The 15,861-nt window shown below is 46.2% G+C and carries 15 protein-coding genes; 9 read left to right on the top strand and 6 right to left on the bottom strand.

Translation table 11 applies throughout. From position 1 onward, the window contains the following. Window positions 1–53: 53 nt before the first annotated feature. Both AC5JBY_RS31685 and AC5JBY_RS31680 read right to left on the bottom strand, forming a co-directional pair. Window positions 54–617, bottom strand: coding sequence for a hypothetical protein (locus AC5JBY_RS31685; protein WP_495908719.1), 564 nt, complete (start codon window positions 615–617; stop codon window positions 54–56). Window positions 618–631: 14 nt separating this feature from the next. Then, window positions 632–1,672, bottom strand: a complete 1,041-nt coding sequence (locus AC5JBY_RS31680; RefSeq protein ID WP_495908718.1) for an agmatinase family protein — start codon at window positions 1,670–1,672, stop codon at window positions 632–634. Between the two features lie 380 nt (window positions 1,673–2,052). On the opposite strand from AC5JBY_RS31680, the gene AC5JBY_RS31675 reads away from it, so the two are divergent. The 3 genes from AC5JBY_RS31675 to AC5JBY_RS31665 all read left to right on the top strand — a co-directional run bounded on the left by AC5JBY_RS31675 (window position 2,053) and on the right by AC5JBY_RS31665 (window position 5,706). Further along, entirely contained in the window at window positions 2,053–2,466 is a 414-nt protein-coding gene (locus AC5JBY_RS31675) for a cytochrome c maturation protein CcmE domain-containing protein (RefSeq protein WP_495908717.1), read from the top strand. Window positions 2,467–2,474: 8 nt separating this feature from the next. Then, the gene (ccsA, locus tag AC5JBY_RS31670) at window positions 2,475–4,937 is read left to right on the top strand and encodes a cytochrome c biogenesis protein CcsA (protein ID WP_495908716.1); all 2,463 of its coding nucleotides are present in this window, start codon (window positions 2,475–2,477) and stop codon (window positions 4,935–4,937) included. Window positions 4,938–5,121: 184 nt separating this feature from the next. Beyond that, window positions 5,122–5,706, top strand: a complete 585-nt coding sequence (locus AC5JBY_RS31665; protein WP_495908715.1) for a DUF4294 domain-containing protein — start codon at window positions 5,122–5,124, stop codon at window positions 5,704–5,706. Window positions 5,707–5,754: 48 nt separating this feature from the next. On the opposite strand, the gene rfaE2 is transcribed toward AC5JBY_RS31665, so the two are convergent. From rfaE2 to panD, 3 genes are all read right to left on the bottom strand, one after another. Beyond that, window positions 5,755–6,246 (bottom strand): D-glycero-beta-D-manno-heptose 1-phosphate adenylyltransferase, encoded by a 492-nt coding sequence (rfaE2, locus tag AC5JBY_RS31660; protein ID WP_495908714.1) that lies wholly within the window; start codon window positions 6,244–6,246, stop codon window positions 5,755–5,757. After that, on the bottom strand, window positions 6,200–7,258 hold the full coding sequence (locus AC5JBY_RS31655) for a lysylphosphatidylglycerol synthase transmembrane domain-containing protein (protein ID WP_495908713.1): 1,059 nt from the start codon (window positions 7,256–7,258) through the stop codon (window positions 6,200–6,202). The genes rfaE2 and AC5JBY_RS31655 overlap by 47 nt, the downstream gene beginning before the upstream one ends. 71 nt (window positions 7,259–7,329) lie before the next feature. Beyond that, complete coding sequence (gene panD / locus AC5JBY_RS31650) at window positions 7,330–7,674, bottom strand: aspartate 1-decarboxylase (protein WP_495908712.1); 345 nt, start codon at window positions 7,672–7,674, stop codon at window positions 7,330–7,332. 333 nt (window positions 7,675–8,007) lie between these two features. Between panD and AC5JBY_RS31645 the strand changes: the two genes are divergently transcribed. From AC5JBY_RS31645 to AC5JBY_RS31630, 4 genes are all read left to right on the top strand, one after another. Next, entirely contained in the window at window positions 8,008–10,371 is a 2,364-nt protein-coding gene (locus tag AC5JBY_RS31645; protein WP_495908711.1) for a PAS domain-containing sensor histidine kinase, read from the top strand. Window positions 10,372–10,390: 19 nt separating this feature from the next. Beyond that, entirely contained in the window at window positions 10,391–11,023 is a 633-nt protein-coding gene (locus tag AC5JBY_RS31640; RefSeq protein WP_495908710.1) for a response regulator, read from the top strand. A gap of 115 nt (window positions 11,024–11,138) precedes the next feature. Further along, window positions 11,139–11,507: a response regulator transcription factor gene (locus AC5JBY_RS31635; protein WP_495908709.1), complete on the top strand. Its 369-nt coding sequence runs from the start codon at window positions 11,139–11,141 to the stop codon at window positions 11,505–11,507. A 254-nt stretch (window positions 11,508–11,761) separates the two neighbouring features. Continuing rightward, window positions 11,762–12,550: a sensor histidine kinase gene (locus AC5JBY_RS31630; RefSeq protein ID WP_495908708.1), complete on the top strand. Its 789-nt coding sequence runs from the start codon at window positions 11,762–11,764 to the stop codon at window positions 12,548–12,550. Window positions 12,551–12,555: 5 nt separating this feature from the next. Here AC5JBY_RS31630 and panC read toward each other — a convergent pair whose 3' ends face one another. Then, on the bottom strand, window positions 12,556–13,404 hold the full coding sequence (gene panC / locus AC5JBY_RS31625; protein WP_495908707.1) for a pantoate--beta-alanine ligase: 849 nt from the start codon (window positions 13,402–13,404) through the stop codon (window positions 12,556–12,558). Between the two features lie 112 nt (window positions 13,405–13,516). Here panC and AC5JBY_RS31620 point away from each other — a divergent pair, with 112 nt between their 5' ends. Then, window positions 13,517–14,329, top strand: a complete 813-nt coding sequence (locus AC5JBY_RS31620; protein WP_495908706.1) for a glycogen/starch synthase — start codon at window positions 13,517–13,519, stop codon at window positions 14,327–14,329. 33 nt (window positions 14,330–14,362) lie between these two features. Beyond that, window positions 14,363–15,793, top strand: coding sequence for a DUF4270 family protein (locus AC5JBY_RS31615; protein ID WP_495908705.1), 1,431 nt, complete (start codon window positions 14,363–14,365; stop codon window positions 15,791–15,793). Window positions 15,794–15,861: the final 68 nt, after the last annotated feature.

The following is a 15,861-nucleotide window of genomic DNA, read 5'->3' as shown; positions in this document are numbered from 1 at the left end:
ACCAATCACTTCGAAGTTCGTAGCTTTTTTGTTTGCAGCCCGTGGCTCGCAGTCTACTCTCTTACTGCTGAAGAAGTAATTTTAGCCAATTGACGCTTACAGTAGTCGTTGAACTCATCCTCATCCGCTTCATCATCCTCATCATCTTCCACCTCCCGTTGTATAATGCGGTTATTGATAAAGTCAAGCGTGATAATACCGTCCCTCAATACAATGTTATCGAAGGCCGACCAGGCATACCTTTTCTTGAAGATAGAATTGATGACAACCTCCTTATCAGAGAAGCCGATCTCGAGAGCGTATTTAGCTTGATATTCCAGCAGCGCGAGAATAATGAACACAAATGTGAGCCATTGAAAGTAAGGCATCTTCATCCACACCAGTGCAGCAATAAGCAGTGCGCGACTATAATAAACCTTTTTACCCTTGGAGGATTGAACAACATTCCAGATCAATACAGCGGGAACAAAGATGGCGCCGAGAAGATAAGGCAATTCCACAGCTACAAGCAGTTCACGTGTGAAGAAGATCACCGACATGATACCTAACAAAAGACCAATAAGATCGATGTACCGGGTATTCCTGTTTTTGAGGCTGACAACGTATTGATAGATCATGGGCCAGTCGCTTATTAATTACAAGCAACCAGCAAATTACTTAACTTCCACAAAACACGAGCGCCAACATTCGCATCCCATTCATTTTCACCCACACCCACCTCACTGAGGTCGAAACCAATGAACTTGCGGCCACTCTTGATAATACGTTTCAGTAAGTAATAAACCTGTGCCGCTTCAAAGCCACCAGGAACTGGTGTGCCGGTATTGGGGCATAATTTGGGATCGAGGCCATCTATATCGAAGCTGAGGAAAACATGTTGCGGCAGGTGGTCAACGATCTCATCGGCAATCTGTTTCCAGGATTCACCCTCGTAACCACGCTCCTTGATATTTTTATCGAAATAAGTTACAACCCGCTCCTTGTTATTGCTGAGGTAATTCCATTCCTCTTCACAATAATCGCGCACACCAACCTGCACCAGTTTACTAAGCTGAGGGATCTCATTCAGCGCATTGTACATGATGCTGGCGTGGCTGTAACGGAAACTTTCATACGATTGACGCAGGTCACAGTGCGCATCTATTTGTAAAATGCCAAACGAACCATGCTTTTCAGCGATAGACTTGTAGAAGCCAAGTGCCGTACTGTGGTCGCCACCAAGCAGTGCTACCAGTTTTCCCTGGTCGAGGAGCGATTTGGTTTGGTCGTATACCCAGTTGTTGAGATATACGGCCCCTTCATTGATCTCCTTGAGCGATTTGCACATGAACGAGTTTTTCTCGATGGGCTCACCCTTGGATATATAATCGATGTACAGTTCGGCTTCTTTACGCAGGTAGTCACTTTTCAGCAGGACCTTCCTGTCAGGAATCCGCATGTAGAACCCCTGCTTCCAGGCGTCCTTTACATCGGCATCATATAAGTCTACGTGCATACTGGCCCTGAAGATATGATCGGCGGCGCGGGCAGTACCGGCGCTGCAGCTTACGGTAACTTCCCAGGGCACAGGAAGAATCACAAGGCGGGCATCTTCTTCTGTGAAGGGTAAACCAAATATGTTGTTATTGGGATTACTAACACCGTTGGGATCAAAATGCGATAAGTCTGTCATGATGAAGAGGTCTCTTCTTTAAAACGCCGTGCAAGGTAGCACAGTATTAATTAGAAGCAAAATAATGTCAATAAGTTGCATAAACGATCGTTAGTTAAGTGCCAGGTCTGTCAGATCGAACGAAAAGAATTGCCCGGTCCCTTTAGGGCCGGGAATAGCAGTAATCCCACACCCACTTGGGCTTTAGCCCAATTAACTGAACTCATTACTCTTGACTCTAAACTCCCGACTCTTAACTCATTTCCCTCCAGTATTTTACACAAATTCCAACAAATTCGAACAAAATCGAAACAGAATGGTTTAGTGCACAAGAAACACACAAAAATCACATAAACCCGTTCCGCATTTTGGCCTAACTTTGCGGAGAACAGAACCCGGTTATGAAGAAGATACACATTGTTATACTTGTTTGCATTGCTGCCAGCATTATGGTGTTGTTAAGCTTTATGGGCGACCTCTCCACCTATGAAACCCTCGCCTCTGCCCGCCAGAAAGAAGGCAAAACCGTAACCGTCATCACACAACTCGACAGATCAGTTCCGATAGAATACAATCCCGCAGTTAATCCTAACCTCACGAGTTTTCAGGTAATAGACTCCCTCGGCAATAAAGCCCGGGTAATGTATTACTTCGAGAAACCATTCGATATGGAGAAAAGCGACCGCATTGTATTGAAAGGCAAAATGAAAGGCGATGTATTTGAAATCAACCGTAAGGATGGTATCCTGATCAAGTGTCCTTCCAAATACAAGGACGATCCCAAAGCAGCCTATAATAACCTCTCTCAAAATTAAGCACCCTGATGGATTACATTGGTGAACACCTGTTGCCCGGGCAGTTGGGCCATTTTCTGATAATACTCTCTTTAGTAGCGTCCATTGTAGCCTGCATAGCCTATATAAAGTCGGCCAATGCCAAGCTGCCCGATGAAGCCGCGAGTTGGAGAAAAATAGGCCGCATCGCATTCTTCACCGATGCATTGTCAGTAATTGCAGTCTTTGGTATCATCCTCTTCATCATCGTACAACACTACTACGAATACTATTACGCATACAATCACTCCGACAAATCCCTGTCGCCCAAATTCCTGCTCGCCAGTATCTGGGAAGGGCAGGAGGGAAGCTTCCTCCTGTGGACCCTGTGGCATGGCGTGTTAGGAATGATCCTGATCCGCACAGCTAAAAAGTGGGAAGCCCCGGTGATGGCAGTCATCAGCTTTGCACAGATCATCATGGCAACGATGGTGCTGGGCGTTTACCTCTTCGATCTGAAAATTGGCAGCACGCCCTTCATGCTCACACGCCACCAGTTTTCCAATGCACCCATCTTCAACGATCCTCATTACCTGAACAATATACAGGACGGCGTAGGCTTAAACCAACTGTTGCAAAACTACTGGATGGTGATCCACCCACCCGTTTTGTTCCTTGGATTTGCATCTACCATCGTACCCTTCGCCTTTGCAGTGGCAGGACTTTGGAAAAAAGAATACGGCGGCTGGACGAAAACTGCTTTGCCCTGGTCTTTATTCTCCGGCGGCATCCTCGGATTGGGAATTATGATGGGCGCCTATTGGGCATACGAGTCACTCAGCTTCGGCGGATACTGGGCCTGGGACCCCGTAGAAAATGCTTCACTGGTACCCTGGTTGGTATTGGTGGCAGGCATCCACACACAAGTCATTTACAATTCTACCGGCCATTCCCTCCGGGCTACTCATTTCTTCTTCATTGCATCATTCCTCCTCATCCTGTATTCAACCTACCTCACCCGTAGCGGTGTGCTGCAGGATACATCGGTACACGCCTTTACAGGAAGCGGTTCTACCTGGCAACTCCAGTTACTGGTACTTATATTCCTGGTGCCATCCTTGGTGCTGTTCATTGCACGCTATAAAAAGATACCAGCCATTGCCAAAGAAGAAAGCTCCTACAGCCGGGAATTCTGGATGTTTATTGGCTCCCTGGTATTGTTCCTGTCTGCCCTGTTCATCATCATCGCTACATCACTGCCCGTTATAAATAAGATATTCGGTACAGCATTCACCATTGGCGAAGACCGCGAGTTTCCCTACAACCGGATACAGGTATTCGTAGCAGTGGTATTGGGCGTGCTCACAGCCATTACCCAATACTTCAAGTATAAGAACACTGCCAAAGCAACATTCTTCAAGAAACTGTTATTACCTACAGTAATAACACTGGCCATTTCAATATCGGTCAGCATGTGGGGCAATGTTAACTATGACAAGTTTGGAATTGGATTCCTTGCTGCCATACACATGGCTTTGTTTGCGAGCATCTATGCAGTGGTGGGAAATGCTACCTATATCTGGAGCGGACTGAAAGGAAAACTTAAAGTTGCAGGCCCGTCAGTAGCCCACATTGGCTTTGGCATTATGCTCGTAGGCGTGCTGATATCTTCTTCTAAAAAAGAAGTACTGTCCCAAAACTTTGTCAACCCCCTCAACTTTGGTCCCGACCAAAAAGAGAAAGGCGTCGAAAACCTCACCCTCTACCAGGGTGTGCGTACCGACATGGGCAAATACTGGGCAACCTATGCAAACGACTCCGTGACGCAGAAAGGGAAGATGACCTACTTCCGTATCGATATGGAAAGCAAGGACGGCAAAGAACGATTCCCGCTCTATCCCGATCTGATCAGGAATACGAAAGGGCAGGAAGGCTATTCCAACAACCCCGACGCCCGTCACTACTGGAATAAAGATATTTTCGTATATATCAACTACTCCACCAAAATGCAGGATGAGAAAGATACTGCGAAGTACCGTGCCGATACAGTACAGGTGGGTGACACACTCTTTTACTCCAATGGTTTCATGACGCTCGACAGCGTTACGATAAACCCCAAAACCGATAAATTCCACTTCAAGGCAGGCGACACGGCCATCATGGCCAACCTGGGCATCATAACCCGCGAACAGAAGAAGATAATCGCCCGCCCGGTATTCTACCTGAAGAACAGCGAGCCACAGTTTATCATGGATACGGTGTTCTCCCAGGGACTCTCCGTAAGCCTGGCACGGGTAATAGATGACCGGCACATTGAAATACGTATAAAGGAATCTTCCCAAATGGTTCCCTTTATCGCCCTCAAAGTGCTGCAATTCCCCTTCATTAAGCTCGTGTGGTTAGGTACAGTACTCATGGTTGTTGGATTTGTTATGAGTATGGTGTACAGGATCAGGCTGTTAAAACCAGTCAAAACACCAGCGAGAGAAGCGAGGGAGAAAACCGTTGCCTAACAGTTTTCACGTATTCAGGAATTTTAACGAAAAAATTTGCAGCAAACCGGGTTACTAAGTTTGTCTTAACGGTATTATTCCTTAGGAATAATTGCTATTTTGTGTAAGCTAAATGGTTTCCCAACGCATTAAATACAGTTGTTTTACGCTGGCGATAGCACTCATATGCTTCACTGGCAGGTCCATGGCCCAAACACCCGATACCATTCCGGTGCCGCCAGGAGTAGAACAACCCGTTTTAGGACCCAATGACACGATCCCGGTACCCGCTATCATCGCCGGCAACCAGCTGATACCTTCCGGCAACCTGGAATGGCTATGGGTTACCGCTCCCTATCCCAAACATTTATTGAAGAAAAGGCAGGAGTGGACGCGCCTGCGCAATGCCATTTATGTTACCTATCCCTATGCCCGCAAAGCAGGCGGGATCATCAACGAGATCAATGCAAAACTGGCAGGAGTGACTGATAAAGAACAGCGCAAAAAATACCTGAAGACAAGAGAGAAAGAATTGAAGAAAGAGTTTGCCGATCCCCTCAGCAACCTTTCCGTATACCAGGGCAAAGTCCTCATGAAGCTCATCAACCGGCAAACCGGCAACAATTGCTATGAGATCATCAAAGAATACAAAGGTGGTTTTACAGCACGCATGTATCAAACAGTAGCCTTCTTCTTCAACAGCAACCTCAAACAGCCCTACGATGCCAAAGGCAGCGAGCAGGAAATGGAGACCATCGTGCTGGAAGTAGAAAGAATGTATAGAATGTAAACCCCGATGTTGCTAAAAGCTAACACCTAAAGGCTAATAGCCAATACCTCAAAGCTTATTGATCTTTCCGATCAAGCCGGTAGTGGAGAATCCTTCAACAATGGGATTGATAACGACTTTACCGCCATTGGCTTTTACTTCTTTGGCGCCTACAATTTGATCTTCGGTATAATCACCCCCCTTTACAATTACATCAGGCATGATAGCCTTGATGAGCTCGAGCGGCGTATCCTCTTCAAAAAGTACTACAGCATCAACCATCAGTAAAGAAGCCATTACAATACAACGCGCCTGCTCATCATTGACAGGACGGCTATCGCCCTTCAGGCGTTTGGTGGAAGCATCGGAGTTGAGACCAACGACGAGGAGATCGGCTTCGCTGGCAGCCTGCGATAATGAAGCAATATGACCACGGTGCATGATATCGAATACGCCATTGGTAAAGGCAATCGTTTTGCCCAATACACGCCATTGGGCTATTCTTTTCACCAGCTCAGGAAGGGTGAAGATCTTTTTCTCTATGATGTCCGCTTTGCGCATGAGCAACTTCGTTTTTCTTCTTATTGAAATATGGCAGCAAAGCTAAGGCAACAAATCCACTGATGAGCATCTGGAAGAATTGAACAGTCCACATTAATAAACCAAAAGCAGTACCTATGCCGTCATTCAATCCATAAAGAGAGAGCGTCTTCTGTACAAAAATATGATATACGCCAAGTCCGCCGGGAGTAGGCATGATCATGGCAAGACTACCTGTAGAGAGCACAGACAGCGCTTCGGTAAGGCCATAGACAGATGTTTCTTCCAACGCATAAAAGCCTATCCACACGCTCAGGAGGTACATGGCCCAGATAAATATACTGTGGAAGATGAACCATCCCTTCTGCTTCACATACCGTACACTGGTAACACCGCCCCAAACCCCTGCGAGGATCTTTTTTACTTTCTGAATAAAGCCAATATGAGAGAATTTCTTGAATACGAAAATGGCACCACCCACCAGTACCAGCAGAATGACGATCAGCAGCGTGATCTTACCGGGCGTCAGCTTACTGGCTTTATCCGCAAATAAAACGTCCACTTGCTTACCTACGAATTCTCCGATCACGTCGATCTGCGTGAGCGTGGCAATGGTGATAACAAGGACAAGACAGATTACGTCAAAAGCCCGCTCTGCTACGATGGTGCCTACGAGCTTGTCGGCTGGTACTTTTTCATACCTGGCCAGCACAGTACACTTTAATACCTCACCCAGGCGGGGAAAAGCAAGATTGGCCAGATAACCGATAAGAACAGCAAGATAAGTATTGGAAGTACGAGGCTTAAAACCTAAAGGCTCCATCAGGATCTTCCAGCGCATGGCCCGGCTGTAGTGACTGAGCAATAAAGCGGCCATGATAGGGAATACAAGCCAGTACCTGGCTTTGCGAATCGCAGCTTTGATATTCTCCCACTCCGTATCGGGGATCTTCTTGATAGACCACCATACCAGGAAGATTGCCAGCCCTAAAAACAATGCATATTGAAGATAACCGGCAATCTTTTTATTCATAAGTTCGGGAGAAGTTGGTTGTCACAAAAATAGGGACAATATATAACGGTAATGTTATTATAACGGTATTGTTACAATTTATTGCCCTCTTTTGGGAATACTAACCACGGTTTAAAGGATTTAGCCTTTTCGAAGTCCATGCGGGCGTAGGAAATAATGATCACAATATCACCGGCAGCACCCTGGCGGGCAGCGGGACCATTGAGGCAGCATACGCCAGAGCCCCTTTTACCTTTGATAAGATAAGTTTCGATCCGGGAACCATTATTCACATTTACTACCTGGATCTTTTCGTGTTCTATCATATTGGCTGCCTCCATCAGGTCCTCGTCGAGCGTAAGACTACCCACATAGTTGAGGTTGGCTTCAGTAATTACTGCCCGGTGTACCTTGGATTTGAGCACTTCTATATCCATGATCGTTGATTGATTTGACTGTTAATTTCCATTTCGGAAACGCCCCAATATTGAGCGCCCTATAAAAACGGCTGCAAAGCTATAAAAGTTTACTGAGTTTCGAACGTTTGTTAGTTGATGACGGATTAACGTAAATGATAATATAGCATATTGTCTCACTGACCCCGGTGTAATGATAAATTTTTACCCTTTAATGCTCATTATGAGCAAAAAAAGGCTAATTTGATACCGGTTATGGCTCACCGCTTACAGACCCCCACTGTATGCAATTAGTGGTAGATAATCAACTCATTATACCAGATCAGATAACCTCAATACGGGTTCAAAGAGACTATGCCTGTAGACCATGCCATAAACCAGGAAAAAACAATCGACACGCGGCTTAAGCAACAGCTTAGGCAGTGGGCTGTGTACCTGTCAGGCGCTACCTTACTCATTTCCCTCCTTGTATTGATTGGCTGGCAATTCGACCTCCCGGCACTCAGAAGTCCGTTTGCCGACAAGGTGAATATGAATCCCGTTTCGGCCACCATCATGGGCTTAGCCGCCATCGCTTTCCTGTTTTTGAGAACGCCAGCCGAAATGTATACTGCCAGCGTACAACTGGGCAGGAGCCTGGCCATTGTGATCGCGGCTTTTGGCTTGTGGAAACTGCTTAGCCTGTTTGGGATCATTGACGAGACGCCCGACAAATTACTGTTTACCGAAAAAGTATTGACCGAAATGGCTGCCGGTAGAACGAGTATTATAGCTCCCAATGCTGCCTTTTGTTTTGTGCTGACAGGCATCGCCTTGTTTCTGCTACCGGTAGGCACCCTACGCAGCCACAGGATCATTCAAGCCATCACACTGTTAATTAATCTGGTCGCTTTTTTCTCCCTGGTGGGATACCTGTACAGAGTAGAAGTATTCAACGCTATACTCGAATACATACCGATGTCCTTTCTTTCTGCCACCTGTTTTTTATTACTGTCTTTGGCCTGTCTGCTGGCCAATCCGGATAAAGGAGTGATGGGAGTCATTACAGGAGCGTATGCCGGCAGTAGGGTGGCGCGTTTCTTCATACCGGCTACGATCATTATCCCGGTGATCCTGGGATGGCTGCGTTTATATGGCGATTGGAAAGGCGTTTTTACCAAAGAGTTTGGTGCAACAATATTAGTCATGGCAGTAATCACCTTTTTCCTGCTGCTGATCTGGAATGCCATAGGATTATTGAACAAGTGGGATGCAGAAAAAGAAAGCGTTTACAAAGCCTTGAAGCGAAGCGAAGATGAGATCATATACAATGCCTCCCTGCTCCAGAATATCTCAGATGCGATCGTTTCCACGGACAACGATTTTCGGGTCGTATCCTGGAACAAAGGCGCAGAAGAAATGTACGGATGGACAGCCGCAGAAGTCATAGGGCGTGAGTTCCGGGCGATTATAAAACCCATCTATGAAAAACACAACGCCGATGAACTGCGCCAGGCATACCTGAAAAGTGGTTACTGGAAAGGAGAAGCAAAGCATCACACAAAAAATGATACCCTTATCGATGTGCTTGTTTCTTCTTCCATCATCAGGAAAGATGATAAAAATACAGGTACAGTTACCGTCATAAGAGATATTACAGAACGAATAAGAGCCGAACAAAAATTCCGTGATCTGCTGAATGCCGCCCCGGATGCCACCGTGATCGTAAATGCCGGCGGCATTATAGAAATGATCAACAAACAGGTAGAAGAAGTTTTTAAATATACCCGCGAAGAATTACTGGGAAAACCAGTCGAAATATTGATACCCGATATGTTGCGAAAAGGACATACGGAACACGTAAAAAGCTATATTAAAAATCCGCAGGCAAGAGCAATGGGCGCCGGCAGGGAGTTGGAAGCACAGAAAAAAGATGGGGTCATGTTTCCGGTAGAGATCAGTCTCTCACCATTGCAAACAGATGAAGGATTATTGATCACCGCTTCTATAAGAGACATTACAGAACGAAGGCTGATCGAGCAAAAACTTCGGATGTTTAATGAACACCTTGAACGGCAGGTACAGGAGAGAACAGAACAGCTCCGGCAGCTTTCAGCCCACCAGTTGGAAGTAAGAGAACAGGAACAATTGAGGATTTCCCGGGAGATACACGACGAACTGGGCCAACAGCTCACTGGCCTTAAAATGGACGTAGTATGGCTATCCAAAAAAGTACCGTCGGATAATGATACGATCAAGGCGAAGTTTGCCACCTTGCTGGAACTGTTGGATGAAATGGTAAAAACGGTACGGCGGATATCTACAGGACTACGACCAGCTGCATTGGATGATTTTGGATTATTACCCGCTATAGAATGGCACGGAGCGGAGTTTGAAACAAGGTTCAATATACCAGTGCAGCTCTCCATGCCTGAGCAATCGCCGGTGATCCCGGCCGAAAAAGCTACCGCCATATTCCGGGTGTACCAGGAAGCACTGACCAATGTGGCCCGTCATTCGGGCGCCACCAAAGTTGATGTCAGGATCGATTGTAAAGAGGATAAGTTTGTGATGACAATAGCCGATAATGGCAAGGGCTTTGAAGCCGGCGTGGCCGGAAAGAAAAAGACACTCGGCGTGTTGGGTATGCGCGAGCGGGTGATTAATATTGGAGGACAATATGAAATTGCCGGCTCACCGGGCAGCGGAACAACCGTTTCAGTGGTCGTTCCCTTATAAAATACAGAACACTTATCTTATGTTACGTATACTTATTGCAGATGATCATACGATTGTACAGGCGGGCCTTAAATTAATACTATTGGAAGAATTTCCCGGCGCACACATCGAGATAGTGAGCGATGCAGAAAGCCTCCTTAAAAAAGTATTCAGCGAAGAGTGGAGCGTTGTCATCTCCGACCTGTCGATGCCTGGCCAAAGTGGACTCGACGCCCTTGGCCAGATACGCCAGCACGCCCCCAAGTTACCGGTATTGATATTGAGCATACACCCCGAAGAACAATACGCGCTCCGGGTATTGAAAGCCGGTGCTTCAGGCTACCTCAATAAAAGCCTTGCTGCAGAAGAATTGGTCACGGCAGTAAACCGTGTACTGCAAGGACGAAAATACATAACAGCAGCAGTAGCTGAAAGGCTGGCCGATAAACTGGATTCGCCAGCTTCCGATGCCCCTGCCCATGAAGCATTGTCCGATCGCGAGTACAACGTATTCAAGCTGCTGGCTTCCGGCAGGTCGGTGTCTGAAATTGCGGAAAAACTTTCGTTGGGAGTTACCACCGTAAGCACCTACCGTGCCCGCATCCTGGAGAAAATGAACTTCAAAACCAATGCCGAGCTCACCCGCTACGCCATTGAAAATCACTTGATTTAAAGCATTCTACTACCTGTCCTGCTCCATCTGTAGTATATATACTACACCATGTTCATCGTCTGCTCTATTTTTTCCGGCTCGCGGATGATGTTACTTTGTATCAACAAAACGGTTAATGACAAACAACATGCTGGCGATACTCCTGGTAGAAGATTCAACGCTCATCAGAGAGCGGCTAAGCAGTATGTTGACGGAATTGAAGAATGTAGCAGAAGTACAGGAAGCCGGCAATTACGAAGAAGCACTGGGAATATTGCAGGAAGGGAAAACAGATGTGGTAATCCTCGATATTGGGTTGCCAGGCAAAACCGGGATCGATGTGCTCCGTGTCATCAACCAGCAACAATGGGAACTCAAAGCATTCGTACTCACCAACCAGGTAGATAATTATTTAAAGAAGCTTTGCCTGTCACTGGGAGCAACTGATTTTCTGGATAAATCCAAAGACTTCGATAAAATACCCGGCCTTATCACTGGCCTGTAAACGATATACTTTTTTGCTTTTTTCATAAATTAAGGTTTAATGTTTAATGGTAATGGTTCGTATCCTTAGCTGTGTGCTGCCTGTGATGTTTTGACCCAAAAGGCCCAACAAACAGGAAAACGCGTGCATGAATTTGTTGTCACCGATCTTTCCTAAAAGCATTATTTGGCAGCGCACAGTTTTTGGTAATCTACTTGAACCGCATTCCTTACAAGTTGACCCCTATATCAATTACCCCGCTATAAAATCCAGCCATGCAGCCATATTTACTATTTGATTCGCAACGCAAACAATCCCCGGTCTTCAGCCAGCCCAAAGACCAGCCTATCTATTCCTTCCCTTTGACAGGCCAGCAGGAAAAACATGAGCAGGAACTGGCGCAGGAAAGACAAAAACATCAAAAAGAAACGAAGAAAGCCATTGCTGCAGCGCAGCGAAAAGAACGCAAGCGCATAGCTCACGAGCTGCACGATAATGTGAACCAGTTGATGATGGTAGCCAAGCTCACACTGGAAGCAATGGAATTGCCCGACGGATTTAATCAGCAACTACAGGGTAGGGCATTGGGATCACTGTTGAAAGCAATAGATGAGGTGCGTAATCTATCTTCCAGATTGACTGGTCAGCCCAGGAAAGAACAAACATTGATGGAAGATATCAACACGTTGGTAGATGAGATCAGCTATACACAGACCTTCTCGATCACGTTTTCTTCTGATAACAGCAATTATGAATTACTGTCATCTCCCAAAAAGACAGCTTTGTTCCGCATCATCCAGGAACAAATGACCAATACGATCAAATACAGCAAAGCATCGAAGGTGAAAATCTCCCTGAAGCTGGAAGATGGAATTGTACATCTCTGCATAAAAGACAACGGTATCGGCTTCGACTTGCAACAAGCAACGGTAGGAGTGGGCCTGCCCGGAATTTATGAGCGGGCCAGGACATTCAGAGGAGAGGCTGTCGTACAGTCAGGTCAGGGGCGTGGCTGCTCACTGTCGGTCCGCATACCGTTTCACGATAACAACATGGCAGCTTAAATAGCTTACTGCCCCATCCGCATATTATCGATCAACCTCACTTCCCCCAAAAAGGCAGCAATGAGCGCCACCAGGTGCTGTTGCCCATCCCAGCTATCCTGGGGAGCCAGCGTGTCGGCATCCGCCAACGCGATGTATTCAACCTTAAAACCTTCCTGCTCCAGTATACTGGCTGCTTCGGCCTGTAGTGGCGCGAGCGTCCCTTTAGTCAGGTGCTGTCGTATATGCTCCAGCGCCCGGTAAATGGCGGTGGCTTTTTTCCTGTCTGCCTCCGGCAACCGCATATTGCGGCTACTCATGGCCAGCCCGTCGGCCTCCCGGATCGTGGGCACAGCCACAAACTCCGTGTCCATCTTCAAATACTTCAACAGCCACTTCACCACCATACATTGCTGGTAATCCTTCTGGCCCATAAACAACTGATCGGGCCGCACCTGCTGCAACAGCCTGGCCATTACCTGGCACACACCCTGAAAGTGACCCGGCCGGAATTGCCCTTCCAGGATCGTTTCAAGATAACCCAGGTCATAATGTTCCAACTGGTGCATACCCTGTGGATACATTTCGTCCACAGATGGCAGGAAAAGAATATCTGTACCCACCTTCTCCAGTTGGGAGATGTCCTTGTCGAGCGTCTTGGGATACTTCTTATAGTCGTTGGGATCGTTGAACTGCGTGGGGTTCACAAAAATGCTGCAAACCGTGATGTCTATATGTTTTTGAGCTTCCTTCACCAGGGTAAGATGCCCCTCGTGAAGCGCTCCCATTGTGGGAATGAAGCCTGTTTTTCGTTGCATCGATCCTTGCTGCTCCAGATACTTTCTCAGTGCGGCAGCCTGCTTAAAAATGATCATTTTGAGCGATTTAAAGGCATGGGATAGGCTATGCCCCCCATTTTTCTAATAAAATACCTTAACTTTGCACCCTGTTTTTAAAAATGGTTATCCGCAACCAATTATAATCATAATGCTGACAAAGAAAAGAATTTTATTTATTGCCAACGAAATGTCTCCATACCTGGAGCTGACGGAATTCTCGGAAACTGTTAACCGGCTGGCGATAAAAGCAAATGAAGGTGGTTTCGAAGTTCGTTGCATTATGCCCCGCTTTGGGGTGATCAATGAGAGGCGGCACAGGCTCCATGAAGTAGTACGGTTATCTGGTATTAACGTCTCTGTTGACAATGATGATTTTCCCCTCCAGATCAAAGTGGCTTCCCTGCCCAACGCCCGTCTACAGGTTTATTTCCTCGACAATGAAGACCTGTTCAAACGCAAGTCCATATTCCACGACGATGACGAAAAATGGTTCGACGACAATGGTCTGCGTACCGTTTTTTTCTGCAAAGGCGCCCTGGAAACCGTTAAGAAGTTTGGCTGGCCTCCAGACATTATTCACTGCAGCGGCTGGATGACCGGTCTTATTCCCCTGTATCAAAAAACGGCCTATAAAAAAGAGCCCGTATTTGCCCACAGCAAAGTGATCTATACCATCGGTAATAACAGTTTTAAGGAAAAACTGGGTCCCAATTTCCTGAAGTTGGCCAACATCAGCCCAAACATCAAGGATAAAGACCTGGAGCCCTTCAAAGAGCTTAACAACACAGCCTTGATGCGTGGTGGCGCTGCCTATGCAGATGCCGTGACATTTGGCGCTGAAAAGGTCGACAAGAAACTGGTAGAGGAGTTTGGTAAGGTGAAAGGTAAAAAGGTACTTACCTATAATGCTGAGTCCGATTTAACAGACTATTTGCAATTGTATTCCGACCTTGCCAAATAGGCTTTAATTCCGTAAACTGTTAACAATCACTACGTGAATAGGAAATTTTCTCTATTTGTCATTACTGCTTTGGCCGGTTTGATGTTCTATACTTCTTGTACCAAAATAGATACAACCGACCTTGGAAATGAACTGATCCCGGCTGTAGATAACGTACATACATTTGAAACGATCCTCGACGTTGAAACAGATAACTTCCGGTTTCCCGACACTACCCGTATTACCGGTTCCTCCTTACATGCCCTCGGTATCATAGGAGATGATCCCGAATTTGGAAGCACACAAGCTTCCGTTTGGGCTGCTTTCAATCCCAGTTCCTATGGAGTTCACCCATTTGCTGTTAATGACTCCGTTATCATAGATTCCATTGTATTATCATTGGCGACCGGCGGAGTATATGGCGATACCAACTCCATCGAGCGTTTTGAAGTATTTGAGATCGATCCTGCTCCCGGTAATTTCAAAGATTCTGTTTACCGTATCAGCGAAAATGAATTTGCTGTAACCGGCGGGCAGATCGGCAGCCGGGATATAGATTTCAATTTGCTGAATGACTCACTGATCTATATTGAAAAAACGGACACGGTGAGGACTGCCAATGAGTTGCGGATCAAACTGGATACTGCCTGGGGTCGCCGTTTCGTGAACTACGATACAGCTGTTCAGTATAAAACGGATTCTGCCTTCAAGACATACTTTAGGGGACTGGCTATTAAAGCAAGCAGTGCTTCTCCTACAAAGACGGGCCTTGCTTATGTAAGCCTTGCCAGTACTACCAACACCAAGCTCACATTCTATACCCGTGTACAAAATAATGGCGTCATCGACACCACTACTACGGTATTTAGCTATACTGACGGAAATCAGGCCAACCTCATCCGTCGTAATGAAGCACACAATTATTTGACCTATCTCAACAATGGGACGCCCAATGATGATAAGGTATACCTGCAAACAGCCCCAGGTTCTTTTGCTACTGTAAAGGTCCCCGGTCTGGATACCTTCAAGAATGTAAACCGGACTATACACCGTGCAGAGCTGATCATAGAGCAGGTTACTTCTGCACTGGATAACATCTATACCCCTCCTTCGTTGTTGTTCATCGATGCCATCAATGCAGCAGGCGACTCTACCTTTACCATCCGGAATGACTTTATTTACACGGGTCAGGGAAATGGGTATGATGTAACTAATTTAGGCGGCGCTTTGAATAATAAGAAATATGTATTTAATTTGACCCGCTATTTGCAAAGTGTAGTAACCAGGAAATTGCCTTATTATACCTTGCGGATCTACTCACCGTTCTTTGCTGATCCATGGTATCAGCTGCCTGACGGAAAATCGAATGCTTTGCCCAATTTTGTATTCGTAAACAGTCCAATTGCCAATGGTAGGTTGGTAGCCGGAGGCGGCAATCACCCTACGCAAAAGATGAGAGTTCGAATTATTTATTCTAAAATTTAAGTTGGACGCTTATCTTTGCGCCTGTTTGGAATAATCCATTAAACATTCTGAATTTCAACCTTTATCAA

The sequence above is a fragment of the Paraflavitalea sp. genome, assembly GCF_059502485.1.
Note: the sequence above shows the minus strand (reverse complement) of the source record. Positions and strands in the feature narration are given on the sequence as shown.